At 65.6% G+C, this 22,333-nt stretch carries 28 protein-coding genes; 3 read left to right on the top strand and 25 right to left on the bottom strand.

The genetic code is table 11. The features are described from left to right. Nucleotides 1–8 precede the first annotated feature (8 nt). The 5 genes from F8O06_RS02665 to F8O06_RS02685 all read right to left on the bottom strand — a co-directional run bounded on the left by F8O06_RS02665 (nt 9) and on the right by F8O06_RS02685 (nt 2,961). Nucleotides 9–1,097 carry a hypothetical protein gene (locus tag F8O06_RS02665; protein ID WP_158037310.1) on the bottom strand — a complete coding sequence of 363 codons (1,089 nt, stop codon included), beginning with the start codon at nt 1,095–1,097 and terminating at the stop codon, nt 9–11. A gap of 11 nt (nt 1,098–1,108) precedes the next feature. Beyond that, on the bottom strand, nt 1,109–1,336 hold the full coding sequence (locus F8O06_RS02670; protein WP_158037311.1) for a holin: 228 nt from the start codon (nt 1,334–1,336) through the stop codon (nt 1,109–1,111). A 127-nt stretch (nt 1,337–1,463) separates the two neighbouring features. Further along, nucleotides 1,464–2,282 carry an N-acetylmuramoyl-L-alanine amidase gene (locus F8O06_RS02675; RefSeq protein WP_192496809.1) on the bottom strand — a complete coding sequence of 273 codons (819 nt, stop codon included), beginning with the start codon at nt 2,280–2,282 and terminating at the stop codon, nt 1,464–1,466. An 11-nt stretch (nt 2,283–2,293) separates the two neighbouring features. Continuing rightward, nucleotides 2,294–2,563, bottom strand: a complete 270-nt coding sequence (locus F8O06_RS02680; RefSeq protein ID WP_158037313.1) for a hypothetical protein — start codon at nt 2,561–2,563, stop codon at nt 2,294–2,296. 62 nt (nt 2,564–2,625) lie between these two features. Beyond that, entirely contained in the window at nt 2,626–2,961 is a 336-nt protein-coding gene (locus tag F8O06_RS02685; RefSeq protein ID WP_158037314.1) for a hypothetical protein, read from the bottom strand. Nucleotides 2,962–3,032: 71 nt separating this feature from the next. Here F8O06_RS02685 and F8O06_RS02690 point away from each other — a divergent pair, with 71 nt between their 5' ends. Next, nucleotides 3,033–3,404, top strand: a complete 372-nt coding sequence (locus F8O06_RS02690) for a hypothetical protein (RefSeq protein ID WP_158037315.1) — start codon at nt 3,033–3,035, stop codon at nt 3,402–3,404. A gap of 15 nt (nt 3,405–3,419) precedes the next feature. Here the strand turns inward: F8O06_RS02690 and F8O06_RS02695 are convergent, their stop codons facing one another. From F8O06_RS02695 to F8O06_RS02785, 19 genes are all read right to left on the bottom strand, one after another. After that, on the bottom strand, nt 3,420–4,448 hold the full coding sequence (locus tag F8O06_RS02695; RefSeq protein WP_158037316.1) for a hypothetical protein: 1,029 nt from the start codon (nt 4,446–4,448) through the stop codon (nt 3,420–3,422). Beyond that, on the bottom strand, nt 4,445–5,209 hold the full coding sequence (locus tag F8O06_RS02700) for a tail fiber domain-containing protein (protein WP_158037317.1): 765 nt from the start codon (nt 5,207–5,209) through the stop codon (nt 4,445–4,447). The genes F8O06_RS02695 and F8O06_RS02700 overlap by 4 nt, the downstream gene beginning before the upstream one ends. Continuing rightward, nucleotides 5,202–6,314, bottom strand: a complete 1,113-nt coding sequence (locus tag F8O06_RS02705) for a hypothetical protein (RefSeq protein ID WP_158037318.1) — start codon at nt 6,312–6,314, stop codon at nt 5,202–5,204. The genes F8O06_RS02700 and F8O06_RS02705 overlap by 8 nt, the downstream gene beginning before the upstream one ends. Before the next feature lie 9 nt (nt 6,315–6,323). Beyond that, nucleotides 6,324–7,175 carry a hypothetical protein gene (locus tag F8O06_RS02710; protein ID WP_158037319.1) on the bottom strand — a complete coding sequence of 284 codons (852 nt, stop codon included), beginning with the start codon at nt 7,173–7,175 and terminating at the stop codon, nt 6,324–6,326. Next, nucleotides 7,172–10,867, bottom strand: coding sequence for a phage tail tape measure protein (locus tag F8O06_RS02715; RefSeq protein ID WP_158037320.1), 3,696 nt, complete (start codon nt 10,865–10,867; stop codon nt 7,172–7,174). The genes F8O06_RS02710 and F8O06_RS02715 overlap by 4 nt, the downstream gene beginning before the upstream one ends. A 261-nt stretch (nt 10,868–11,128) precedes the next feature. Further along, nucleotides 11,129–11,647 (bottom strand): hypothetical protein, encoded by a 519-nt coding sequence (locus tag F8O06_RS02720; RefSeq protein WP_158037321.1) that lies wholly within the window; start codon nt 11,645–11,647, stop codon nt 11,129–11,131. 79 nt (nt 11,648–11,726) lie between these two features. After that, the gene (locus F8O06_RS02725; protein WP_158037322.1) at nt 11,727–12,272 is read right to left on the bottom strand and encodes a phage tail tube protein; all 546 of its coding nucleotides are present in this window, start codon (nt 12,270–12,272) and stop codon (nt 11,727–11,729) included. 36 nt (nt 12,273–12,308) lie between these two features. Then, nucleotides 12,309–12,767: a minor capsid protein gene (locus F8O06_RS02730; protein WP_158037323.1), complete on the bottom strand. Its 459-nt coding sequence runs from the start codon at nt 12,765–12,767 to the stop codon at nt 12,309–12,311. Beyond that, a complete protein-coding gene (locus F8O06_RS02735; RefSeq protein ID WP_158037324.1) occupies nt 12,764–13,117 on the bottom strand; it encodes an HK97 gp10 family phage protein in 354 nt (117 codons plus the stop codon). The genes F8O06_RS02730 and F8O06_RS02735 overlap by 4 nt, the downstream gene beginning before the upstream one ends. A gap of 9 nt (nt 13,118–13,126) precedes the next feature. Next, nucleotides 13,127–13,453, bottom strand: a complete 327-nt coding sequence (locus F8O06_RS02740; RefSeq protein WP_158037325.1) for a hypothetical protein — start codon at nt 13,451–13,453, stop codon at nt 13,127–13,129. Next, nucleotides 13,450–13,851 carry a hypothetical protein gene (locus tag F8O06_RS02745; RefSeq protein ID WP_158037326.1) on the bottom strand — a complete coding sequence of 134 codons (402 nt, stop codon included), beginning with the start codon at nt 13,849–13,851 and terminating at the stop codon, nt 13,450–13,452. Before F8O06_RS02745 ends, F8O06_RS02740 begins: the two co-directional genes overlap by 4 nt. Nucleotides 13,852–13,869: 18 nt before the next feature. Continuing rightward, nucleotides 13,870–14,157 (bottom strand): Ish1 domain-containing protein, encoded by a 288-nt coding sequence (locus tag F8O06_RS02750; protein WP_158037327.1) that lies wholly within the window; start codon nt 14,155–14,157, stop codon nt 13,870–13,872. Further along, entirely contained in the window at nt 14,157–15,149 is a 993-nt protein-coding gene (locus F8O06_RS02755) for a major capsid protein (RefSeq protein WP_158037328.1), read from the bottom strand. The genes F8O06_RS02750 and F8O06_RS02755 overlap by 1 nt, the downstream gene beginning before the upstream one ends. 3 nt (nt 15,150–15,152) lie before the next feature. Further along, complete coding sequence (locus F8O06_RS02760; RefSeq protein ID WP_158037329.1) at nt 15,153–15,800, bottom strand: hypothetical protein; 648 nt, start codon at nt 15,798–15,800, stop codon at nt 15,153–15,155. Between the two features lie 81 nt (nt 15,801–15,881). Then, nucleotides 15,882–17,054, bottom strand: a complete 1,173-nt coding sequence (locus F8O06_RS02765) for a phage minor capsid protein (protein ID WP_158037330.1) — start codon at nt 17,052–17,054, stop codon at nt 15,882–15,884. Between the two features lie 3 nt (nt 17,055–17,057). Further along, on the bottom strand, nt 17,058–17,336 hold the full coding sequence (locus F8O06_RS02770) for a hypothetical protein (protein ID WP_158037331.1): 279 nt from the start codon (nt 17,334–17,336) through the stop codon (nt 17,058–17,060). Next, nucleotides 17,311–18,864, bottom strand: coding sequence for a phage portal protein (locus F8O06_RS02775; RefSeq protein WP_158037332.1), 1,554 nt, complete (start codon nt 18,862–18,864; stop codon nt 17,311–17,313). Before F8O06_RS02775 ends, F8O06_RS02770 begins: the two co-directional genes overlap by 26 nt. Nucleotides 18,865–18,965: 101 nt before the next feature. Next, nucleotides 18,966–20,270 (bottom strand): PBSX family phage terminase large subunit, encoded by a 1,305-nt coding sequence (locus F8O06_RS02780; protein WP_158037333.1) that lies wholly within the window; start codon nt 20,268–20,270, stop codon nt 18,966–18,968. A 15-nt stretch (nt 20,271–20,285) separates the two neighbouring features. After that, nucleotides 20,286–20,783 (bottom strand): helix-turn-helix domain-containing protein, encoded by a 498-nt coding sequence (locus tag F8O06_RS02785; protein ID WP_192496810.1) that lies wholly within the window; start codon nt 20,781–20,783, stop codon nt 20,286–20,288. 62 nt (nt 20,784–20,845) lie between these two features. Here F8O06_RS02785 and F8O06_RS12135 point away from each other — a divergent pair, with 62 nt between their 5' ends. Continuing rightward, nucleotides 20,846–21,298 carry a hypothetical protein gene (locus F8O06_RS12135; RefSeq protein WP_192496811.1) on the top strand — a complete coding sequence of 151 codons (453 nt, stop codon included), beginning with the start codon at nt 20,846–20,848 and terminating at the stop codon, nt 21,296–21,298. 211 nt (nt 21,299–21,509) lie between these two features. Here the strand turns inward: F8O06_RS12135 and F8O06_RS02790 are convergent, their stop codons facing one another. Further along, nucleotides 21,510–21,737 carry a hypothetical protein gene (locus tag F8O06_RS02790; protein WP_158037335.1) on the bottom strand — a complete coding sequence of 76 codons (228 nt, stop codon included), beginning with the start codon at nt 21,735–21,737 and terminating at the stop codon, nt 21,510–21,512. Nucleotides 21,738–22,151: 414 nt separating this feature from the next. On the opposite strand from F8O06_RS02790, the gene F8O06_RS02795 reads away from it, so the two are divergent. Continuing rightward, a complete protein-coding gene (locus F8O06_RS02795) occupies nt 22,152–22,331 on the top strand; it encodes a hypothetical protein (protein ID WP_158037336.1) in 180 nt (59 codons plus the stop codon). Nucleotides 22,332–22,333 lie beyond the last annotated feature (2 nt).

Consider the following 22,333-nt stretch of genomic DNA (forward strand, 5'->3'; position numbering starts at 1 on the left):
TTCCTTTTCTATGCGGGGGTTCCGGGGAGCGATGTCGGCCACGCGTCAGAGGTGACCGACTGCAACTGCATCTCATAGGACGCCCCAGAGTTAAACCGGGCCCATCCAAACAAGGCCGAATTTCCGTTGAGGCCGATGTACGTTACGCCTGTAGAACGGGCGACAGGAAACATCGTGTTCCCTGGGGGCCGCCACCCGCCGCCGAGCGGGGTGATAGCGATGTCATTCGTCGCGTTAGCCGAACTCAGACCGACGATGAACCAGGCCACGACACTGCCGAGCCGTCTGACTCGCAGTGTCGTGGCCACCCATCCGTTGACGAGCAGACCGGTGATGTCACGCCACCCGGTGTCGCCGTAGAGCATGGTGTCGACCCCGCCGATTGTGGCGATGACCCGCTCACCGACGGTCGTGTCGCGCCGCAGCGACGCACCATTCAGAGTGCCGAGCGTGAGCGGTGACGCGGCAGTGCCAGCCCCGCTCGTGGTGAGCCCCGTGCCCGCCTGCACGACCGTGCCGCCCGTGTCGCCCTTCGGGCCGCGCACGTTCCCGGCTGTCATCTGTGTGCCGTCCAGCGTGGTGAGCACAAGGTTGTCGCCCGACACGGTACCTCCGACGACCATGCCTCCACGTGCAGCCTCGACAGCATCCACGGCGGCCTGCCACGCGGGCAAATCCTTGCCCGGGCTGGCGGGCACCTCGATGACCGTCGTCAGGTCGATGGTCTGCCCCTCGGACAGGGTGAACGTCGTGCTGATCGTGCCGATGGTCGGGCCTGTGATCGTCGCCGTCCACGTCCACCCCGACGGCTGCAGGTCGGGGTCATCGGTGGCGATCAGCCGGATCGACGCGTTGCCGTCCGGGTCGGTGAGCACACCATCCGCATCAGTCACGGCCTGCACGGTGTCGAAGATGATCGTCACCGGTGGTGTCGCGGTCGAATCCTTCGCCCGGCTGATCGACGACCGGAAAACGATCTTCAGCCCGTCGAGCGGCACACCATCCGGATCCGAGTCGCTGTCCGACGTGCTGTCGGCCGTGGCGCGGATGAAACGCCCTGTGACCGTGCCGAACCCGACGTTCGAGGGGAGAGCCATGAGTGGTCCTTTCAGTCGGCGGCGTGCTTGCCGTCGGCGACCACGCCGGCGGTGAAGTCGGCGTTCCCCACGGAGGTGAGCACGGAGACGAGGGTGGCGAGTCCGGCGACAGACAGGGCCGACAGCCAGTCGACGTCGAGGATGCCGAGCGCCCCGGTGCCGATCACGGCGACCAACGCCTGCGCGAACGTCTTGATGGCGCGTTCGCCGAGGCCTTTCCAGAATGCGAGAGTGAGCAAGATGGTTCCTTTCAGTTGACGCCGCCGAGGATGACGACGAGTGCGATGTGCAGGAGGGTGAGCATGCCGAGAGTGACGACGGCTGCACCGGCCAGGAGCAGGGCCACGAGTCTCACCCAGTCAGGCATCAGAACGCCCCGGTGTTGAGACGGCGCTGCAGGGCGGTGGCCGTGTCAGGGCCGAACCAGCCGTCCGCGGTGACCCCGAGGCGACGCTGGATCGCAGCGATCGTCTGCGGGCCGAGGAACCCGTCCTGTGCGACGCCGACGATGCCCTGCACCCGCTTGACCAGATCAGACTGCCCGGTGCCGGCGTAGCTGATCGACGCGAGTCGGGCGTGATGAGGCTTCGAGGCGGCGGCCTGCCCGGAGATCACACCGTCGCGGTACGGGCTGCCGACGGCGGCCTGCCATGCGCGCACGCTGTCCGGGCCGATCCACCCGTCAACGGCCAGACCGGTCGCCGCAGCCGGTGCCGCAGCAGGTGCAGGGGCAGGTGCGGCACCGCTGCGCGCGGCAGCATCGAGCCGCCCCAGCTGGTCGAACCACCGGCCGGGGCAGGCGGTGTTCATGTACTCACGGTGCCCATGCAGCGGCAGGTCCCCCCACTCAGCACGGATCGCCCGGATCAGCCCAGCCACCGTGGCGAAATCGGCGTCCGACATTTCCGGCCGGCACTCGATCCCGATGCCGTGCGGGTTGCCGAGGCTCCCTGCGTGCCATGCCCGGTCGTAGTCGTGCACCAGCTGGGTGACACGACCTCCGCTGGCGACGTAGTGGGCGCTCGATGTGCCGTTCGTGCGGCACAGGAAATCGACGACGGTCTGGTGGTTCTGGCCGTCAGCGCCCCAATGGTGAATCACGATCTTGTCAGGGTTGCCGGCAGGGCGGCCTGCGGAGAAGTTTGGCGACCATTTCGAGTCGGTGACGGCGGCGTTGAGTGCCATGAGAGTTCCTTTCATTGGATGGTGCAGCCGGGCGCCGTGATCGACCCCGGTGTGGCGAGCTGGATGGTGGTCTGCCCGTCGAGGTGGTGTGTGACGGTCTGCCCGTCATGCGTCGCGGTGACCGTGCACGTGCCGGTGATCGTGAACGTCACCGGCGGCGGCGAGCCAGCGGGTGCGACCTTGATGGTCGGGCGAGACAGCGCCACGGCAGCGGACATGAAGATTACCGCCACCAGTACGGCCGCGACCGTCACCAGCAGGCGGATCATCTGTTCACGCATGTGTGCTCCTTTAACGACGAAAGCCCCGCGACAGCGAGGCTTGGTGGGGATCAGTGGGGCGGTCAGACGGCGAGTTTGATGAGCAGCCCGATCAGGCCGATCGTGCCCGTCAGGCCAGCGATGAGCGACACCCAGAGTGACACCCGCTGCGGCATGGTCATCGGCTTGGCCGCCTCCAGCAGCGCGACGCGCAGTTTCAGATCGGTCACGTCATCAGCGATCTGTTGTTGCGACACCGCCGACTGAGCCAGCTGCTCCAGGATCAGGTCTGCCTTGTCCTGCCTGCGGCCAAGGGCATCGACCTTCCCATCGACGCCCTTGAGCGTGCCCTGCAGGTCGGACAGCACCTCACCGAGAGGGATGCTGTAGCTGCCTGTCGACGTGACTTCTGATGGCATTGAGACTCCTGTCTCGGGTAGATTCATGGTGGCGGCACAGTGCGGAATGCCCCGCGGATACTGGCGATTACGTGTCCTCCGCAGGGCTGTGGGCGCGCAGGCAGACGCCCGCGTCGATCGCCACAGTGGGCGCCTGGACGGCCCCGCGCACGCTGCGCGCCACGGTCGCAGGCGGCATCCTCTTCATCAACGGGGCCGTGCTCTTCAACGACGCCAGCTCCACGATGCCATCCTGGGCGGCATGGAAAGTCGCGCAGGTTTCCGGCGTGTCAGTCCTGCAGACGGCACGCATCTACGGCCCGTCGAACATCGCCCCAGCCCAGGATATGTTCGTGGAGATCCAGCCCGGCGGCGGGGTATTCCTGCAGTCGAAAGAGTCCATCAGCATGGGAAATGGGGTGACTGCTGTCAGCCTCGACGGGCTATACGTGCCCATCGAGTAGGGCACAACCTGCGAGTCACAGGCGGTCCACCGTGAGGAATGCCGACAGCACGCCTGCGCCGGGCACAGGGTTCTGCAGTCCCGGCCAGAACACGCCAGCTGATCCGCCGACCTTACCTTTGCGTGTGATGAACGTGTGCTGTCCGGCTGTGAGATGCACGACGGCGGAAGCATAGGCGACGTTTGCGGTCGAATCCTGTGGCGTGTTCCTCAGTACCAATCGCTCAACACCGTCGATCTTCGCCACGATCGCCACTTGGCCGGGGCCGTTGTAGGCCATTCCGATGCTCACGAGGCAGGGCGTGTTCTCCCCGAGGTTCACGGTTTGCGCGGCGTCATCCTGATACGTGGTGCTGTAGTCGCCCGTGTAGCTGTCGGTGTACGCATAAAGACGTCGGCCGACCCAGACCCCTGCGGAGCTCACGTAATCGCCATTACTGGCGGTGGTCGGGTCGGCGATGACGCGGGCTTTCTGCCCATCCCAGCCGACCCACGCCTGCAGGTCGGTTTTCGTGCGGAACGTCAGGGGTGCGCCCTGCGTGGCCGTGAACGGGTACCGCTGTGTGATCGTCACACCCGACGAGTTCGTGGCCGTCGCCGTCGACGGGATCTGCACGTCAGCGAGGCGCATCGCACCGGCAGGGATCGCCGGTGCGACAGGTGACGTGGACGCGGTGCCTTTCGCCACGCCGAAGACGGGCCCGTTGGCGGCGTCCGAGACGGGGGAGGCGGTCTCCTGCTGACGCACCCAGACACTGTCGATGCGTTGGTTCGCTGTCGGTGCGGCCGTCAGCGTCACCTGGTCGACGCCCTCGTGTCGGACGAAAACCGGGCCGTAGCGGTCGAGCACCGCGTCGAATGCGGCGACGTCGACTTTCATGTCTGTGCGGGCAGACACGAGCGCGGACTGCGTCTGCGCGTTCACGGCCACACCCGTCTTCACGTTCCCGGCGGCGTCTTGTGCGACGGTGGCGCGCAGCCCAGCCCGAATGTCGAACTGCGATGCGGCACCACTAACGGCGGGCCATCCTGGTCGAAGCGTCATTTGCTGCCCCTTTCAAGAGCGTCGATTCGTGCAGAGAGGTCAGTGATCAGGTCGGCCTGAGCGGTGCCCGTGGCGGTGAGTGCGTCGACCCGGTCGGCGACGATCTGACCGAGCCGCCACGCGAGGACACCGCTGAGCGCGTATTCGAAGCCGACGACGGCACCTTCTTCGTCGCGGTACAGCATCCGGTCGGGGACGTGGCCCTCTACCTGCTCGGCGATCACACCGACCTCCACAGGTGCGGCGTCACCCTGTGCCTCGACGGCCGCAATGTAGCGGAAGTCGACGATTCGCGCGGCCCGCAGGTCTGCTTCGGTGACCGAGGTTGGGGTGATGTCCTGCTTGATCTTCTCGGAGGAGAGTGCCGTGCCGAGCACACCCGCATCGGACACCCACGACGCACGCCGGGTCGTGGAGCCAAGGTCGATGTTGTAGGAGTTTCCGGACCCGGTGCCGCCCTTGCCGGGCGACAGCACGCTGAACGCTGGCTCGCGTGCTCCGGCCGCCCCATCGGCGTAGGACTTCGCCTGTGACAGCACGGAGGAGTCTTTTGAGTCGATCTGCGCCGCAGAATATGACGTGCGGCCGATCGCGCCGGCGACGATCGTGTCGATGTTGTTCACGATGTCGAGCATCCGGTTCACCAGCTGGTTGAACTGAGACCCGGAGGGTTTCTCCAGCTCGCGCAGCCGCTGTGCGAGGTCGCGCAGCATCTGCCGCAGATCGCCGAGATCGCCCGCCGGCACTTGTGGGTCAGCCATACTGTTCTCCTGTGATGATCTTGATGTCGTCGCTGTCACTGCCGCCAGACATGGCCATGATGCGGCGCGGGTACTTCCCGTCCGGAATGAACGGGTCGTCCTTGAGTTTCAGCGCGCACGGGTAGCCGGCCTGGTAGACGCCGAGATATGGGTCTCGGCGCACGGAGAATGGCCACGCAGCGGTCGGGGTCTGCGATGTGCGCAGCGCCTCCGTGGCGTGTTTCTTCGCCGTCGCCGCCTCCACCACAGACGTCGACAGCGACGAGACCGTCTCCAGCAGCGGGTAGCCCTGCTGCACGGTCGACCAGTCCGTGTCACGCTCGATGAGCGCCTCGTCGACGCCGCGCCCGCCCGACACCCAGGAGATCGCCGCCATGCCGGACGCGTCATCCGTGGCCGTGAAATTGGTGATGTTGTTCTTCGGTACGGACATGTCGAATGTCGTGACCGTCTCCGACGTGATGCGCGGAGCCCCGACGATCATCAGCCATTCGTAGCCGAGCCCATCCTGTGTGCGACGCGGCACGAAACGAATGTCCGGGCCCTGCTCCACCCCGGTCAGGTTGCGGAGCATGTCACCGATCAGGTTCAGCTCCGCGCCCACATAATTGCGCTCGAAAGCACCGGTGGTGTCGTCAGGGAGGACGATCGGCAGGCTGCCGCCGAGCCACTGCATCGACTGGGCGACGATCCGTTTCGCGATCGTCAGATACGAGGTGGCGGTGATCGAAGTGTTGAACGCGGGGTCGGCTTTCCCGTCAGGGAGCGTCACCCGCGCACTGTCAGCGAGCACGGGCAGGAGGGTGCGGTGATCCCAGTACGACCACATGCCCTTGCCGATCAGCTCCACCGTGCCCGCGTCGCGGTCATAGGTGCGTGACCAGATCGGCCCGCCCACGGTCAGCTGCTCGTCCTCGACCACGATGAACGTCTTGCCCGGCAACGACGCGTTGTACAGGTCGAGCTGCCGAATCTGCCGGTCATTGAGTGTGACTTTCGCGCGGATGTCTTCGGCATCATTGAGCACGTCAGTCCACGACGCGGTCATGAACGGCAAGTCGAGAATGCGCCGACCACTGCGCAGGTCACCGATACGAACATGCATCCTGTCTCCTTAGAACCACGCTGGGGCGCCGGTGACCTGCAGCTGCGGGCTGCCCGTCACATCGCCCAGCGCCTCGAATTGGATCGTGCAGGTCTCGCCCGGGCCGACCTGCCACCAGTCGTCATCGGTCAGGAACCCCGAGACGGGCGACACACCGTCGAGCATCGCCGTGCCGTCAGACGAGTCCAGGGTCACCGAAGACCCCACCGGCAGCGGCCGCGACAGAGTCAGCACGTCAGAGGATTCGATGCACTTCAGGGAGAACCCATCTGACATGCCACCCGACACCCGGAACCGCAGCGGCGTCGGGGCGGTGCCCTCGTTCACGAAGACCACCCGGCCCGGGTCGCCCGGGGTACCGAAATCGGCAGGGAACGCGAACGGGAACTGCACGCCCGTGCCCGCCGTCGGCAGCCCCGTCACCGCCGACACCTCCGTGCCGTACGCGCACGGGTCAGGTGCCAGCAGGTCGATCTTGATGCCGGTGACGAACGGGAGGTTGTAGACGGGCGGGGCGTCGATCCGGCGGATAGACACCATCCTGTGCGTGACGCCCGACGGCAGCGCCACCTCGCACCGGACGAGGGTGTTCGTCCCGGCGAGCCCGTTGAGTGTGCGCAGGGCGCGCTCGACCTCCGCCGTGGAGGCACCGGCGTAGCCGGCGGTGAGCGTGTGCACCGACCCCGCCCGCCAGTCCGTGCCAGGGTCGAACGACCCGTGCGCCTGCGGGCGTGCCACAGACTCGGCCTTCGAATCCGGCAGGGAGAACCAATCTGTCAGGTCGTCGAGCATCCAGCCATGCACGGGATATTGCCCGTCGAAGACGATGCCACCGAGCGTCACCTGCGCGATCTCTGTCATCGGATGCCACCTCCTGCGAACGCTTTCTCGGCCTCGCGCGCCCACTGACGGGCCTGCACGCGGGGATCGTCCTGCTGTGTCGTGATCCGCTGGGTCACGCTGACCACCTGGGGCGCACCCTGAGCGGAGGTGTCCACGGGCTTGGGATGTGCTCCGACCGTGCCGCCGTCTGCGAATGCGACACGGCGGCTGCCTCGCGGCACGAGGTCGTAGCCGAAGATCGCCGCCGTCTGGCCGAGCAGTGCCGCCGACCGCACCCGCTTGGACGCAGCCAGCGGGATGTAGGCTTCGCCGCCGGTCTCTTCCTCGTTGAACACGCGCCGCATGCCGCCACCGGCAGCAATGTGGGCGGTGTGCGTCTCGATCCCGCCCCACGCGTAGTGCCTCGTGGGCTGCGCGGGAGCGTAGACGTTGCCGTCTGCGTTGAAGAGCCCGCCGACGAAGTCGCCGACCTTCTGCGCTGCGATCGTGATTGTGCGAGTCAGTGGGATTCTGTTGATCCAGCCGAGCACGGTCGATGCGACGCTTGACGCATTGTCCTGTGCGTTGATCGCCGTGTCATGCCACCCAGGCACACGGTTGATGTTCCCAGTCGCACCAGCTGTGGCTCCGCCAGTGTTGTTGCTGGCGTTCAACTGCGCGTTGCGGTCCGGGATGCCGTTCACATTCCCCGTCGCACCAGCCGTGGGTGCGGCCGTGTTGTTCGACGCGTTCAACTGGCTGTTCCGGTCAGGGACACCCGTGATCATGGACGCCGCCGACGCGGTCGGTGCCCCCACGTTGTTGTCAGCGTTGATGTCTGTGTTCCACGACTGGGGGATCGCGTTCACCGCGTCGAGCGCGTCACCGGCCGGCGCTGACGCCTGATCGTCAGCGGTCAGCGTGGAGTGCCCGTCAGGCATCGTCTCAACTTTGTACGTGACACCGTCGATGACGACGCTCGCCTGGTCTTTCGCGATCAGGGTGGTCTTACCGTCGGGCAGTGCGGCCACCGAGTAGGTGACACCGTTGATGACAGCAGTGGCCTGATCTTGTGCGATCAAGGTCGACGACCCGTCAGGCAGGGTGGCGAGCAAGTACTCGACGCCATTGATTGTTGTCGTCGCCTGATCCTTGGCCGTCAGGTCGAAGCTTTGGTCTTGTCCGATCTGATCTTTCAAGTTCGACACGTCGTTGAGGTCGCGTTTCGCACCGTCGGCGTTCACCTTGACGAGCACGTTCTTGCCGTCGATTTCCTGCACCGCGTACTGGATGCCGTCGATCGTCTTGAGCGCGTCGTCACCCTGAGCGACCAGAGTGGTCTCGGTGGTGCCGGGAATCTGCATCAGCTCGTAGGTGACGCCGTCGATCTCCTGTGTCGCGCCGATCGTGTTCGCGGTGATCTCGACCTCGCGGGCGACACCGTCATGATCGATGTAGCGCAGTTTCCCGTCGACGACGTCGATCTTCCCTGATGCCTGATCGACGGCCACCATGGTGGTGGTCTGCTGGCCGGGGATCTTCTGCAGCGCATAGGTGACGCCATTGACCTGCCGTGTCGTGCCATCGGCAGCCAGGCCAGTGTCGCCGAGCGCCTGTGCCATGAGTGACTGCTGGGTGACGACACCGCCGGCGGCGGTGATCTGTCGCTCGAGCTCGGCCTTGTAGGCGGGCATCTGATCGAGTGCCTGTGCCAGCTGATCATTGTTCAGGCCGTAAGTCGCAGCCATGCGTGCGAACGCATCCTGTGCTTTCGGCAGGTCGGCCTCGGCGACCTTCCCGAGCGCCTGGCCGAGCTGGTCGAGCGGCTCGGACAGTTTGCCGTTGCCGAGGTCGCGGGCGACTGTCTGCCAGCTGGACCCGAGCAGCTCGGTGCCACCCTTGGCGTCCATGACAGCTTTTGTGATCCGAGCGACTGCCTGCTCGCCACTCTCACCAAGTTCTGTCGAGCCTGCCATGGCGAGAACCATGGCAATTTCGAGACCCGCGACACCGACTTTCGCGGCTGAGAGTTTGCCTGACAGGCCGTCGACTTTGCCGCCGATGCCGTCAATGGAATCGCCTGCGCCTTTGAGTCCTTTGAACGCACCCGAGAGGTCTTTGATGGTCTCGATTGTGTTCGAGACTCCGGTCACGAGTTTGGTGAGCGCACCGACGCCGAGCCCAATTCCGGCGACCCATCCTGCGATGGTGACCGCGTTGTTCAGTGTGTCAGTGTCGAGGGTGCCGACCCAGTCGACGACGTCGCCGATCTTCTGCACCATGTCACGGAGAACTTCATTTGCTCCCGAGCCAGATTTCAGGAAGACCGACTCGAATGAGCCGCCGAGTTTCTCGAGGTCACCGGCGAGGTTGTCCTGCATGGTGGAGGCAGTGTCAGCGGCGTAACCGGCGTCGTTGACAGCGTCAGTCCACTGATTGACGCCGTCGGCACCGCCCTCGTAAAGGATGGTCGCCGCGCGCACCGCATCGGAGCCGAAGATCGTCTTGAGGGCCGCGTTGCGCTGCTCCTCGGACAGGCCGGACAGGCCATCCTTGAGCTTCTGCGCGTACTGCGACAGCCCGACGAATTTACCCTGCTGATCGTAGGCCTGAATGTTCAGGTCTTTCATCAGCTTGGCGGCCTCTTTGCTGTTCGGGTTCAGCGCCTGCAGCATGCTCTTGAAGCTGGTGCCGGCATCAGATCCGATCAGACCCTTGGACGCGAACATCGCCAGGGCGCCGGTCGTTTCGTCGATGTTCAGGCCCGTGTTCTTGGCGACGAGCGCGCTCTGATTCAGAGCCTGCGACAGGTCGTTGACGGAACCCTGTGCTTTCCCCGCACCAGCAGCGAGCAGGTCGGCGACGTGCCCCATCTGGTCGCCGGACAGACCGAAAGTGCTGAGCGCGGTAGCTGCGATCTCGGCCGCTTGCCCGACGTCGAGAGAGCCTGCGGCGGCAAGATCAAGGGCACCTGACAGGCCACCAGAGAGGATGTCCTGCGTGGACACGCCAGCTTTTGCGAGCTCGTCAATGGCCTGCGCAGACGACGTGGCAGAGAATGAGGTTTTCGCGCCGGCGTCGACAGCTGCGTCGCGCAGCAGGTTCATGTTGTCTGCGGTCTCGTGCGTGTCCGCCTTGACCTGTGACATGGACTTCTCGAAGTCCATGTTCGCCTTGACGATCACTCCGAGGCCGGCGGTGGCCAGCAGCCCTACACGGGTGAATGTGGAGCCGACCGCGCTGATGGACTGCTCGTGCTCCTGCACGGCGTCCTGAATCTGCGACAGTTTCGCCTTCACGTTCGACGCGGCCGCACCGATCTTCGACGGCCACTCTCGGGCGGCGTCGCCGATGCGAGAGAGGATGCCACGCGATTCTTCGCCCGCGGAGGCCACCTGCTTCGTGCCCGACACTGCGCGGGTAGCACCGGCGGCGACCTGCTCACCGGCAGCCTTCCCCGCCTTGCCCTGGGCGTCGAGCTTGCCCTTCGCGTCGTCGGACGCGGTCCCGACCTGCTTCTGCGCGGCCGCGCCCTTCGTCGCCGCCGACGCCAGATCGCTGCCGGCCTTCTGCGCAGCCTTGCCCTGGGCGTCGAGCTTCGACGACGAGTCCTTGCTGGCTTGCCCGACCTTGGCCATGCCCTGCTCGGTCTTCTTGATGTCGGCGACAACCTTGTCTGCGCCGACTGACTCGAAGACCGCGCGGAGACGCCCGACCTCAGCTGCTGCCATGCTCTGCCTCCAGAATGCGGTTGATGCGTGTGCGGGGGATGTCGAGCAGTGCCATCAGGCGGCGGTAGCACCAGTGCCAGGAGCGCTGCTCGGTGGCGGGGTCATCGACGTCGATGCCGAAGTGCTGATGCAGGTCGGCGGCAATCGCGTCATCCCAGTGGATGAGCGCCTGCCGTTCGATGTCGGCGATCTGCAGCCGGAGCCCCTGTTCGGCCGCCTGTGCGTCGCGGGCTGCGCGCTCTGTTTCGTGCTGCCTGCGGGTCAGTTCGTCTTTGACCCACTGGGGGATGCGGTACCAGACGGTTCCGTCTGCTCGGACGACTCGGTATTGCTCGCGATCGAAGCTCTCAAGGTCGCGAGCTTCTCCGGTGTCATCCCCACCTTCGCCAGGTAGGCCTCTGCTACTTTTGGGAGCGGTTCACCCGCCTGCAGCTGCTGTGCGAGGTCGATGCCGCCACCGTGCGCCTGCCAGAAGAGAGCGCCGTTGACGAGCAGCTCGTACTCCGCCGGGCGCAGTTCGCCGTCGCCGGTGATGTCGCCGTCGACGATGGGGCCGAGGGCGCGGGTGAAGTTCTCCTCGCCGAGTGCGGTTCGGTATGCGTCGAGCACCTCGGCGTCGGTGGCGATCCCGAGGCCCATGCCGATGGTGACGTCGAGTAGGTGCTTGCCTGCCTTGATGTTGACGGGGGTGATGTTGTAGACGAGTGCGTCGTCTGCGCCGCGATCGCCGATGGTGACGGTGAGGTTACGGCTCTGCTCTTCGAAGTGGATGTTGGTCATGCGTGTGCTCCGTTCAATGGGTGTGGCCCCGGCGCATGGATGCTGCCGGGGCCACGAGGGTGGTTGCTGAGTCGACCGGTTACGGGGCGACGGGCTTGTTCGGGTTGGTGATGGGTGTCACCTTGCCGTCGGACTGCAGGGTGAACTGGTCGGTGGCGGTGTCGTCGTCGCCGGTGCCCTGGCGTTCCGGGTGGCCGACGAGGAAGACGCCCTGGTATGCCTCGTCCGCGCCGAGCGCGTCGTACCAGCGGATGCCGATCTTGTTGGCCTCGCCGTCGGCGTCGGCACGCGACTTGAGCGCCAGGTATTCCGGCACCCATTCGACGCCGCCTGCGACGCGGCGCTTGGTGACAGTGAACGACGTCTCGACGACGGTGCCGTTCTTGTTCTTGCCAGGGTTGCCCTTGTAGGAGTAGTTCGTGATCTCCTTGATCGTGTCGGTGAACTTCGGGTTCAGGGCGCTGATCTCGGGGTAGTTGAGCCACTTCGCCGGGTCGACGGTGCCGCCGGGTGCGAGGTCGGCGATCTCGCCGGTGTAGATGTCGAGGATGAGCTCGTAGCTGTTGGCGACGTCTCCGGTGCCCGGCGCGATCGACGCGTAGTTGGTTCCTGTCGTTCCTGCCATGATGGTTTCCTTTCAGGCGGGTGGGTGTGGGATTGATCAATCCCCTTGCGGGGTGTGGATCGGCTGCAGCCAGCGCAGGCCGGTGAGCCGAAAGTTCGAGGTGTGCTCGTACAGGTCGTTGGTGGTGTCGCGGCCGAGATCCATGAGCGAGGTGCGCACGCAGAGGCCGATGGTGACATCGCCGAGGCTGAAGTGTGACCGGCGGTGCAGCAGGTCGCGCAGATGGTCGGTGACGTCGAGGCTGGCGAGGTAGGACTTGGCGACGCGTGTGGCGACCTGCACATACAGGTCGGTGACCATGCCCGCCCGGATGACCTCGTCGTAGGCGTTGAGCTTGATTGCTGTGGCAGGTGTCTTCGGCCAGGCACCGAACACGATGCCGACGTCAGAGGTCGCGTACCCGGCCGGCTTGTAGGCGCCGATGTCGTTGTCTGCGAGGAGCTGCGCGAGGCCGACGAGCACCTGCCGCGTGTATGTGCTGACGTGGTCGGTCATCCGAGCTGCTCCTTCACAGCCTGCGCGATGATCTGCAGCGACTGGGCTTTGGACGCGTTGAACGGCTTCTCGAGGTATTTGGCGCCGGTGCCGGGCTCGGTGAAGTGCACGCCGGTCTCTTCGTGGCGGCGCACCGCGTAGACGGTGTCGTAGCTGACAGTGGCCTCAAGATCACCGGCGCTGGCCTGCGTGACCTGCTGCGACCCACGCAGGTCGCCGTCGAGCAGAGGGGTGAGGGGGATGGCTTTTGCTGCGACGTCGGCGGCGGCACGGTTGAGGCCGGTGGCGATGGCCTGCTCGATGCCGGCGGTGTTGATGCTGCCGGGAGTGAAGTCGAACCTGATGCCCATGATGTCACCTCATTCGCAGTAGAGGGTGGCGTGATTCGGCGTGGCCGCCGAGTATTCGGCGCGTGCGGCGGCGATCACCTTCGTGCGGCGCTCCTGCGGGGTGCCCGCCCACACTGTGATCTCCGACCCGGCAGTGCACAAGTAGTTGAGGGGTACGGCCACCTGACAGGTGGAGGTCGCTTCGACGCCGTCTTTGTCGCGCACGATCATGACCTTGTCGACGATGAGCGCGCGCGGCACGGTGAGCTTCAGGTAGTTGTCGCCGTCGGGGCCGGAGCCCTCGTAGAGGTGCTCGGTGACGAGGTTTCTGTGCGGCAGGTACCGGTCGATCCTCATCGGTGACTCACGATCATGCTGAGCAGGCCAGCCGCGTGCAGGATGCCGACGGCCTCGGGGGAGATGCGCACATCGTCGCTGCCGTCGCTGCTGCTGGCGCGCTTCGACAGGGTCACGTCGAGGATGCTGACTGAGTCGTAGAGCCCGGCAGCACCAGATGGGTCGCCGTCGGCGGTCTCGACCCACCATGCGGCCTGCGCGCAGGTGGCGTCGCGCAGCGTCTCGGCGATGTCGAGGTCGTCACTGTCGACGACCACCCCGCGAGGGAGGTAGCCGTCGACAGTGAGAGAGGCACGGCGGAGCAGGGCGTTGAGTTTCGGCTCGGTGAAGCCGTCGGGTAGATCCTCGCCAGTGAAGTCGAGGTAGTCCTGCGCGACTGCGTGAGGCTGGTAGCTCATTGCCCTGCTCCTGTCGTGCTATTCGGCCGGGACGAGTGCGGCGAGCAGCTCGTCCTTCTTCTTCGCGTCGCCGAGGTCGACGCCGTGCGCGGCCGCGTAGGCGGTCAGCTGTCCGACCGTCCACTTGTCCGACGGGTCGCCCTCGGGCAGTGCAGGCTCTTCGGCCTCGTCCTGGACGACCGTGTAGCCCTGCCTGCGGAAGTAGGCGAGCGCGGCCAGGCTGTCGGTCTCGCCGATGCCGTTCTCGAATGCGACCCCGGCGACATGGCCGGTGAAGCCCTCGACGGGGGTTGCGATCTTCGCCATCAGGCACCACGCACCTTGATGTTGCGCAGCACTGCTGCGGCCTTCGTGGCGCGCAGCTCGACGCCGATGGGGCCGAGCTCGACCTCGCCCTTCTTCACCGCGTTCGACGTGGTGAAGTCCGGCAGCCACGTCTTCACAACGGTGCCGCCGATGGTGGTGACGCCGTAGAAGCCGTCGGGGCCGACACGGTACGCGTACAGGCTGGTCTTGCCTGCGACGGTCGGGATGATCGGGTCGTTGGTGCCCGCCTTGTTCCCGGCGTCGACGAGGATGATGCCGTTGCCGATGGTCTGGCGGACGATCGGGCGACCCGACGGGCCGTTCAGGCCATCGACGGGCGACTCGACGTACTGGTTGGCGCGGCGTGCGGCGGCGCGCAGACGTGCGAGCACGTCACGGTTGCCGACGATGACGGTGGGTGTGCCGTCGAGCAGCGACAGGAAGTCGTCGAGCTGGTCGTAGATGCTGAACACCTTCTCCTGCGTGGACAGGTCAGCCCAGTCGTAGGTGCCGGTGCCGTCGGCGTTCACCTCGGTCGAAGAGCCGGTGAGGGCCTTGTCGAGGCCGTCGAATGCGTTCGCTTCGGTGGCGGTGTCGCCGTTGATGACGGCGTCCTGGAACTTCGTGGTGGTCGCCTTGATCTTCTGCAGGAGGTTGACCTGCACGGCGCCGGATGCGGCCGCACCGAGCCCCGCGATGACACGGTCGACTTCGAAGCTGCCACCGAGCACGGCCAGTGCGCTCGACTTGATCTCGGTCTCGACGTTGCTGGCCGTGTACTCGCTGTTGAGCGCACGGAACGCCGAGGTCGGCTGAGTCTTCAGTCGACGGTACGAATGGCTCAGGACGCCGCCACCGCCGGACGTGGCGGACACGACATCGTCGAACCCGAGGGTGTCGAGGACGGCGGATTCCTTGCGGAACTCGTCGATGACGTTCGCGTCGAGCGGGGTGAGGGTGTTGTTCTTGGCTTCTGCCAGGGAGACGGGCATGGGTCAGTTTCCTTTCGGGGTGAGCTGCGCCTCGATCTGCTGGGCGATGGACTGCTGCAGGTTCGGGGCCTTGGTGGTGTGCCCGCCGGTGTGCGTGGCGCTACCTGAGCTGCCGGGCACCTTGGGGCTGTTCTTCAGATCGGGTCGTGCTTCGAGCACTTCCTTGACCGCTGCCTCGACGGCGGCGGTATCAGTCGGATCTACCGACTTGAGCTTGTTGGTGAGCGCCCGCGAGTCGAGCAGGGCGGATGCGTTGCCGTTGATGTCGGGCTTCGCGGCGATCGTGCGCACTGCGGCGTCGACCTGCAGCTGCTTGAGCTGGGCTTCGAGGTCGGCGGCGTGCTTCTCGGCTGCCTCCTTGGCATCGGCGGCCTGCTTGGCGGCAATACGGCGCTCGGCATTCTCCTCGCGCAGCTGCTTGATGTACGGGTCGACCGTGTCGCCCTTGGGTTCGGGCTTCGCCGCGGCGGCCGGGGCCGCCGGGGCGGGCGGCTGCGGTATCGGTGCAGGTGCGCCAGCGGGCGGTGTTGCAGGTGGTATGCTGCCGCCCTCGCCGTCTGCGGCGCCCTCAATGAAGCGCAGACGGGGGCGGTTCCAGATCAGCGGGCGTGCCGCCACTGCGGGACGTGGTGTGCGTGGAATGAGTGTCATGGTGTCTCCTTGCTCCGGTTTCTCCGTGAGGGTGGTGCTCTCGCCCGTCGAGACGGAGCAAGCCCGACGGGCGAGAGGTTTCTATGCGGCGTGGCCGTCCGAGAACCACAGCTGCTCGCGGCGGCTGCGGCGCGGGAGATCGTGCTCGGCGACGTGCGAGCGGATGCGCGCCTGCTCGTCGTGGGCGCGGCGCTTCCACTTGGCCGCGTCGGCGTCGTCCTCAGCGGTGGCCGCACGGCGCTTGAATGAGCGCACCCGCCGCTCCATGTACCGCTGCTTGTCGCGGGCGGCCTCGGCGTCGGGGTCGTAGCGGGTGAGGTTCGTGGCCGTCGACGTGCCGCCCGGGATGTACGGCACGAGGAAACAGCGGCAGTTGGGGTGTTGCCAGCCTGCGGCGCGCGCCTCGTCGACGGTGCCGTCGACATGCACGGTGACCGCCCCGTCGCCGAGCATCGACGGCATCTGGTAGTCGCCCGCCGGCGTGCCGTCGGTGGAGAGGATCTTCCCGGCCCAGGCACCGCAGTGAGAGCAGGCGGTGTGCCCGATGACGACCTGCGCCAGGTTGATGCCGGCCTGCTGTGACTGCCAGACGGTGGCGTCCGTGTAGGCGCGTGTGACGGCGGTGCGGGTGGCCATCTCCGCGTAGGTGCCGATGCGCCAGCGTTTCCCGGCAATGTCGGTGAATCCTGTGACGCCCTGGTCGAGGAAGCGGCGCACGGCCAGCCGACGGGCGGACTCTTTGACCTCGGCGTTCATGAGCGGCCCGGTGACGGTCTGGGCGATGGTGCGCTGGTAGACGTCGCCGGCGGGGCCGAGCCACCGTCCGAGCTGGTCGACCGGGTAGCGGAGGATGCGGGAGCGCACCTGATCGAATGCGTTGGTCAGGTCGGCTTGCACGGCGGCGACCGCATGCTGCATGGCCGTGGTGGTCGGCACGGTCTTCGAGCGGACAATCTTCGCGGCGCCGAGTGTGGCCGCAGCGGCAATCGTGCCGTGCTCGGCTGCGATCGCGATCACCTGCGCGGGCAGGTCGTCGGGCAACCCTGCGACGAGCCGCTGCGTGTAGTAGCGCAGTTCGGCGATGATGCGTGCACGGTCGGCCTGCGTCCACGTGTTGCGGCCTGCGCGGAGTTTTTTGGCGACTTGTTTGAGCAGGCGCAGCTCGAGGCGGTTGTACACGTCGGCGATGTCCGCGCCGAGCTGCTCGATCAGGTCGGAAGGGTCGGAGCCTACGGGCGGCACGTACAGAGGCATGGGCTAGGCCGGGTCGTATGTCTTGGCGAAAATGTCCGGCTTGCACGGGTAGAACTCGCCATTCACGCCCTTGATGACGTAGTCGCCGAAGTCTGCAAACATCTCGCCTTCGAGAGTGAAGATTGAGAGCCCATCGACGTCCTGCAGAATATCGCGGCCGGGGCCGAGCCATGCTTCGGCGGCGCTGTCGGCCCATGCCAGCACGTCGCTGATGTTCTGACGAGTGAGCTGCATGGCCTCGATCTCGATGGGTCGTTTACGGTACTTCGTTGCCAGTGTCATCTTCTGCTCCGTTCTCGTCGGGTTCGTAGCGTCCGAAAGTGCCCGGGTCTGCGGGCGCTTCCGCGGCGAGCCGATCCATCTCCGCACCCACCTGCTCGTCTGTCCAGTCGGGGTTGGCCATGCGCACTGCCGTCTCACGTGAGAGCACTTCGGCGGAGCGCAGAAAGCTGATCTGCTGCGCCACCTGCGTCGGGTCTGGGGTGGCCTGCGCCGTGAACTCCACGGACGGCGGGGCGATCGACTGCCCGCCCTTGCCGGGGTAGACGGCGGCGTCGACCTCCATGAGTGCCTGCGACAGTGCGCTGAGTCCGGCCTGCCAGTTGAGGCCTTTGCGGTCACGGGTGCGCTCGGACTGACTGCGCCGGTCTGTCACCTCCGTGGCCGTCTGTGCCGAGCTCGCATACTGGTCGAGGTCGGAGAGGCTGTAGCCGGCGGCGAGGATGATCTGCGCGCTGATCGCCGACGCCGTGTCCGCGTGTTCCTGCGTGCGAATCAGGAACTGCTGGGCGTTGATCGCGTTGTCGCCGATCATGTTCGGCGGTAGGTTCAGCGTCTGATACACCTCGCGGTCGGGGTCGAACTGGCCGGTGCGGTCGAGGGTGCCCTCGGGCACCATGAGCCGTGCCTTGGCGAGGCGAATGTCCCGCATCCACGACGACCAGGTTTCGTCGAGCGCGTCGAACATTCCGTCGAGGCCTTCGAAGTCGGATCGACCGAGATCTTTGAGTACGCCGTCGCGCCGCCAGTCTTTGGCCGACGCGTTCGGGATGTACACGGCGGTGAGCTTGCGGCTGCCTGTCGGGATGGCCGGCTGCCCGCCGATCTCCTGCTCGGTGAGTGCTGCGAGGTGTTCGGTCTCGGGGCGCACGGTGAGCGGCACCATGCGGCCGAGGTTCGTGGCTGTGCCCTCGTACAGGCCGTGCAGGATGTAGCCAGGCACGTGCTGCTCGAGGTGACGGAACACGGTCGCCGAATTGTCGACCGGGTACTCGGTCCACATGGTGAGCGCTGCGAGACGCCCGGCATGGTGCTCGGGGATGACGAGGTCCGCGCCGGCGGCCTGCACCCAGGGGGTGTCTGCGATGTCGCGATCCCATGCGATGGTGAACGCGGTGCCGCCGAGTGCTGCGCCGATCTCTGCGCCGTCGAGGAGCGCTGCACGGAACTGCGGCTGGTTGACGATCTCGTCGAGCCGCTTTCCTGCCCGGCCGTCGTTGTCGTCGACCAGGTTGATCGACGGCGGTGTTGCGAGCAGCAGCTCGGCGGAGAGCCGCGCGAGATTCCCGGCGAGGGGCGCGTGCAGGCGTGTGCGGTGCTCGCCCGGGGCGACAGGTCGGCCGACGAAGAAGTTCACCAGCGACGACAGGATGCCGCCTTGGCGGGTGCGTCCAGCGGCACGGGTCTGCCCGGCGTAGAGCTCGGCGAGCTTGCCCATGTCGCCGCGATACCAAGCGTCCCAGACGGTGTAGCGCTGGTAGGCCTGGTCGTAGGGCTTCGGTGGCCAGAGGGTGTCTTGCTGTGGCAGCATGTGTGCCCTCCTTTGGTGGGTGGCCCGCCGGTGACACGCTTGGGCGCGGTGTGCGGTGTGTGTTCGTCCGGTCGTCGACCGGCGGGCGGTTCGTGGTGTGGTCAGCGCAGGCCGATGGCCCGTTGCCACAGGTGCTTGGTGCTACGGACGACGTACCTGGCGCCGTCCATGGAGTGGTCGGCGACCTTGAGCGGCTTGTCCAGCCCTTTCTCGGTGGCTTTGGGGTCCCAGCTGTAGGCGGGTGCTTCTTTAATGAAGCCTTTGCACCGGTCGGTGACGATGAGCCGGTCGAGGGCGAGCAGCGAGGCGACGTCGGCGAGGCCTTCGGTGACGTCGTTGTCGGCCGGCCAGGTGCGCACGCCGTCTTTCCACAGCTGCTCTGAGAACGATGCTGCGGACGGGTCGAGGAAGATGTGCTCGGGTTCGAGCACGCTGCCGTCCGGGTGCCGCAGCCCGGCCAGCCAGGCGCGCAGACGTTCGGACAGCTCCACGTCGGTGAGGCGCACATCGGTTTCGCGGCTGTCGTAGCGCCACTCGTCGATGAGCACGAGACGTGGCTGCTCTTCGGTGGTGAGCCCGAGTGCGAGGGCGACGGTGGCGTTGGTGGTGCCGTAGTCCATGCCGACGCCGAGCACGCGCTGCAGTGGCGGCAGATCTTCCCAGGCGATGACGTGGCGTGCGGGCGACCACATGGGGTAGATGGCGCCCTCGGCGGCCACCCATTCGCTCTCGATCATGCGCCGGTACCACAGGCCGGTGTATTGCTTCTTGAGCTCGGCGATGTACTCGGGGTTGTTCTTGACGAGCCACGTGTTGTCGTCGAGCAGGAAGGTGACGCGGAAGAGGTTGAGGACGTCATCGCCAGCGGGCTTCTCGTGTTCGACGCCGTGCTTGTCGACCCACAGGCGTGCACGCTGCAGGTATTTCTTCAGCAGCCAGTGCTCGGGCCCCTCCGGGTTGCAGGTGAGGAACAGGCGCGCGCCCGGCACCGATAGGCGGCTGATGAGCATCTGGAATGCGGACTCGGGGACGACCGCACCCTCGTCGAGGAGTGCACCGGCGAGCGTGAGGCCCTGGATCTTCTCGCGTGAGGACTCGTCGTTGAAGCCGACGACGAGGCAGTCGCGGCCGAAGATGTTCACCCGGCCAGTGGCCCTGGTATAGACGATGCGTTCGGGGCCGAAGATTTCTTGCAACGGCAGGATGAGGTTGTTGGCGATGGTGCGTTCGGTGCGGCCGCCGATGAGCAGCAGCCCGTCGGGGCCGTGCAAACAGTACGACGCCCACATGAGCAGTTCGCCGGTGGTCTTGCCTGAACGGACTGCACCGTCATAGGCGACGATGCGCGCCCAGTCAGGGATGCGTGCAGCGCGTGCAGCTTTGCCTTGCAGGGCGACGGGTTGCATACGCCCTCCTGGCTGTTACGTTGTGCCTCCGATGGCGCCGATGCCGAGCGTGTCGAGGAACTGGTCGAAGGCTGGCTTGTTGAGGTCGGTGCGCTGGTCGATCTTCTCGAGGTCGAGTGATTTGGTGACGGCGATGCCGATGCTGGTCATGATGTTGCGTTGCACGTCGGCGGGTGGCCGGGGCAGCGTGTGCTCCCGGTAGATGTTGTCTTTGCCGCCGAAGCTGAACACTGTGGTGCGGTCGAAGAGTTGGCCGCGCAGCTGCTCTGCGTCCTGCAGGAGCTTCAGCTTCAGGGCTGCGCGCAGTGCGGCGGCGTCGGCTTGCTTGGCCTGTGTGGCGGCGCGGGTCTGTGAGCGTGACGCCCATTCGAGGCCGAGGCGTTTCGCGTGCTTCGAGATTGTGGCGCGTGAGTAGCCGAGGTGTTCGGCGATCTTCGTGAGCGACCAGCCCTCGGTGTGCAAGGTCTGCAGTTTGCGGGCGTCGTCGTCGCTGAAGTGGTGTTGTTGCGGCATGGTGCACCTCCCGCGGGCCTGCCGCGCTACCGGTGTCGATGGGTCATGGAAGAATAAATGTTGTGGGGATTCAAGACTGGGAAACAATCGCAAAGACCGTTGGTGTCGCATGGCCTGTACTGGTCGGGATCAGGGCCATCTTTCGCGACAAGGGCAACAGATTGGCCAAGAAACTAGGCCAGCACAGTGCGCTATTCAGGGACATCCCCCCAAACTCTGCGGCAGCTAATCGCCTACAGGAACTCTTGGACTTGGAAGCACAGCAACTTGCCGAAGTCGAGTCGAAGCGGCTGAGTCGAACGTTTAACTGGGCCAATTTCACACTTGCCTTAGTTCTCAGCGGCATCATTAGTCTTTGCTCGTGGGGGCTGTTGACCTGGGCTCTGAGTGCACAAGAGGGCTGGTTGGCTGTTCTCGCCTGGTTCTGCACAGGCACAGGGATCTTCGTGGGGGTGGTCGTGGTCGCAGCCGGCTGGAGCACGCTATATCAACCAACCAAAAAGAAGAACAAGTAAGGTACGCCGACAGAGCCTGTGGCGAAGGCGTCCTAACTCATGTAGCCCCGCCGGGGCCGCGTTCTTTACAGAGTGCCTACCCTGGCGGGGCGCCCGTTCAACGGAGGGCCAGCACCGTTCACTGTGCAGAGTTGGTCTGTGTGGTGTGAAGTGGAGAACGCTACCGGCGCACCGGTGGCATCCTCGCTAGCGATTGTCCAGCGTTTCTAGGTCACTGTCCAGCGTGTGACATGGGTTGTAGTTTCCGCTCCGCAGCGGTCAGCCGCGCAGCTGTCTTCGACCGCTCCACGTCGAGCAGGTCGGGCAGGTTCAGCCAAAGCTTGCGGCCAGGCCGCCATGTGCGGATGTTGCCCTCAGTGAGCCATGCGTAGATGGTGGCTCGGCTACGGCCGACGCGTGCTGGTGCATCGGCGGCGAGGATCCAGTCAGAGGCGGTCACGGTGCGATTCTAGTGGTGTACCTGCTCAACCCAGAGAACGACAACGCGAGCGTCGACTGCGTAGCTGACGATGATGGCCATAAGGTCGACTACGAGAACTCCTCTACGCTGAACGACAACCTTGAGCGGCGCGATAACACGGCTGTAGCCGGACGCTAGTCGCAAGGTTTTCGACAACGGACCTCGTGGCGTGTCGGGCGGGTTCACAGGTGTCGAGGCCCGTGTTTATATGGAAGAGATACCTTATTGTAATTACACGGGTGTCACCCTACATCTAGTGGTGGGTTGCGCAGTGCGCCACAACATGTAGTGTTTTTGTGGGCCGGCAAACCTGCTGGCCTGAGAAACTGCGGGGCAGGTCGATCAACTTGCCGGTAGACGACCTGCCTCGCCATCCTGAAAGGATCCATTTCTATGGATACTGTCCGATTCGTCTACACGGTACACCCCTTCAGCGGCACCCAGCAAGATCCAGCAACAGTCCGACGTACGACGTGGGGGGTGCGTGACGTGGTCAATCTGGCCGGGGCCCTGACGGCCTTGCTGCGCGCTCTGATGGACACGATGCGACTCGTCGTCTCGGTCGCTTCGTAGCC

The organism is Pseudoclavibacter sp. CFCC 14310 (assembly GCF_008831165.1).
In the GTDB taxonomy this organism is placed as follows: domain Bacteria; phylum Actinomycetota; class Actinomycetes; order Actinomycetales; family Microbacteriaceae; genus Pseudoclavibacter_A.

Bases quoted from the DNA above. Each gene is read 5' to 3' on its own strand.
- F8O06_RS02665 (WP_158037310.1), bottom strand. From the start codon at position 1,097: ATGGCTCTCCCCTCGAACGTCGGGTTCGGCACGGTCACAGGGCGTTTC.
- F8O06_RS02675 (WP_192496809.1), bottom strand. From the start codon at position 2,282: ATGGCACTCAACGCCGCCGTCACCGACTCGAAATGGTCGCCAAACTTC.
- F8O06_RS02680 (WP_158037313.1), bottom strand. From the start codon at position 2,563: ATGCGTGAACAGATGATCCGCCTGCTGGTGACGGTCGCGGCCGTACTG.
- F8O06_RS02685 (WP_158037314.1), bottom strand. From the start codon at position 2,961: ATGCCATCAGAAGTCACGTCGACAGGCAGCTACAGCATCCCTCTCGGT.
- F8O06_RS02695 (WP_158037316.1), bottom strand. From the start codon at position 4,448: ATGACGCTTCGACCAGGATGGCCCGCCGTTAGTGGTGCCGCATCGCAG.
- F8O06_RS02700 (WP_158037317.1), bottom strand. From the start codon at position 5,209: ATGGCTGACCCACAAGTGCCGGCGGGCGATCTCGGCGATCTGCGGCAG.
- F8O06_RS02705 (WP_158037318.1), bottom strand. From the start codon at position 6,314: ATGCATGTTCGTATCGGTGACCTGCGCAGTGGTCGGCGCATTCTCGAC.
- F8O06_RS02710 (WP_158037319.1), bottom strand. From the start codon at position 7,175: ATGACAGAGATCGCGCAGGTGACGCTCGGTGGCATCGTCTTCGACGGG.
- F8O06_RS02715 (WP_158037320.1), bottom strand. From the start codon at position 10,867: ATGGCAGCAGCTGAGGTCGGGCGTCTCCGCGCGGTCTTCGAGTCAGTC.
- F8O06_RS02720 (WP_158037321.1), bottom strand. From the start codon at position 11,647: ATGACCAACATCCACTTCGAAGAGCAGAGCCGTAACCTCACCGTCACC.
- F8O06_RS02725 (WP_158037322.1), bottom strand. From the start codon at position 12,272: ATGGCAGGAACGACAGGAACCAACTACGCGTCGATCGCGCCGGGCACC.
- F8O06_RS02730 (WP_158037323.1), bottom strand. From the start codon at position 12,767: ATGACCGACCACGTCAGCACATACACGCGGCAGGTGCTCGTCGGCCTC.
- F8O06_RS02735 (WP_158037324.1), bottom strand. From the start codon at position 13,117: ATGGGCATCAGGTTCGACTTCACTCCCGGCAGCATCAACACCGCCGGC.
- F8O06_RS02740 (WP_158037325.1), bottom strand. From the start codon at position 13,453: ATGAGGATCGACCGGTACCTGCCGCACAGAAACCTCGTCACCGAGCAC.
- F8O06_RS02745 (WP_158037326.1), bottom strand. From the start codon at position 13,851: ATGAGCTACCAGCCTCACGCAGTCGCGCAGGACTACCTCGACTTCACT.
- F8O06_RS02750 (WP_158037327.1), bottom strand. From the start codon at position 14,157: ATGGCGAAGATCGCAACCCCCGTCGAGGGCTTCACCGGCCATGTCGCC.
- F8O06_RS02755 (WP_158037328.1), bottom strand. From the start codon at position 15,149: ATGCCCGTCTCCCTGGCAGAAGCCAAGAACAACACCCTCACCCCGCTC.
- F8O06_RS02760 (WP_158037329.1), bottom strand. From the start codon at position 15,800: ATGACACTCATTCCACGCACACCACGTCCCGCAGTGGCGGCACGCCCG.
- F8O06_RS02765 (WP_158037330.1), bottom strand. From the start codon at position 17,054: ATGCCTCTGTACGTGCCGCCCGTAGGCTCCGACCCTTCCGACCTGATC.
- F8O06_RS02770 (WP_158037331.1), bottom strand. From the start codon at position 17,336: ATGACACTGGCAACGAAGTACCGTAAACGACCCATCGAGATCGAGGCC.
- F8O06_RS02775 (WP_158037332.1), bottom strand. From the start codon at position 18,864: ATGCTGCCACAGCAAGACACCCTCTGGCCACCGAAGCCCTACGACCAG.
- F8O06_RS02780 (WP_158037333.1), bottom strand. From the start codon at position 20,270: ATGCAACCCGTCGCCCTGCAAGGCAAAGCTGCACGCGCTGCACGCATC.
- F8O06_RS02785 (WP_192496810.1), bottom strand. From the start codon at position 20,783: ATGCCGCAACAACACCACTTCAGCGACGACGACGCCCGCAAACTGCAG.
- F8O06_RS02795 (WP_158037336.1), top strand. From the start codon at position 22,152: ATGGATACTGTCCGATTCGTCTACACGGTACACCCCTTCAGCGGCACC.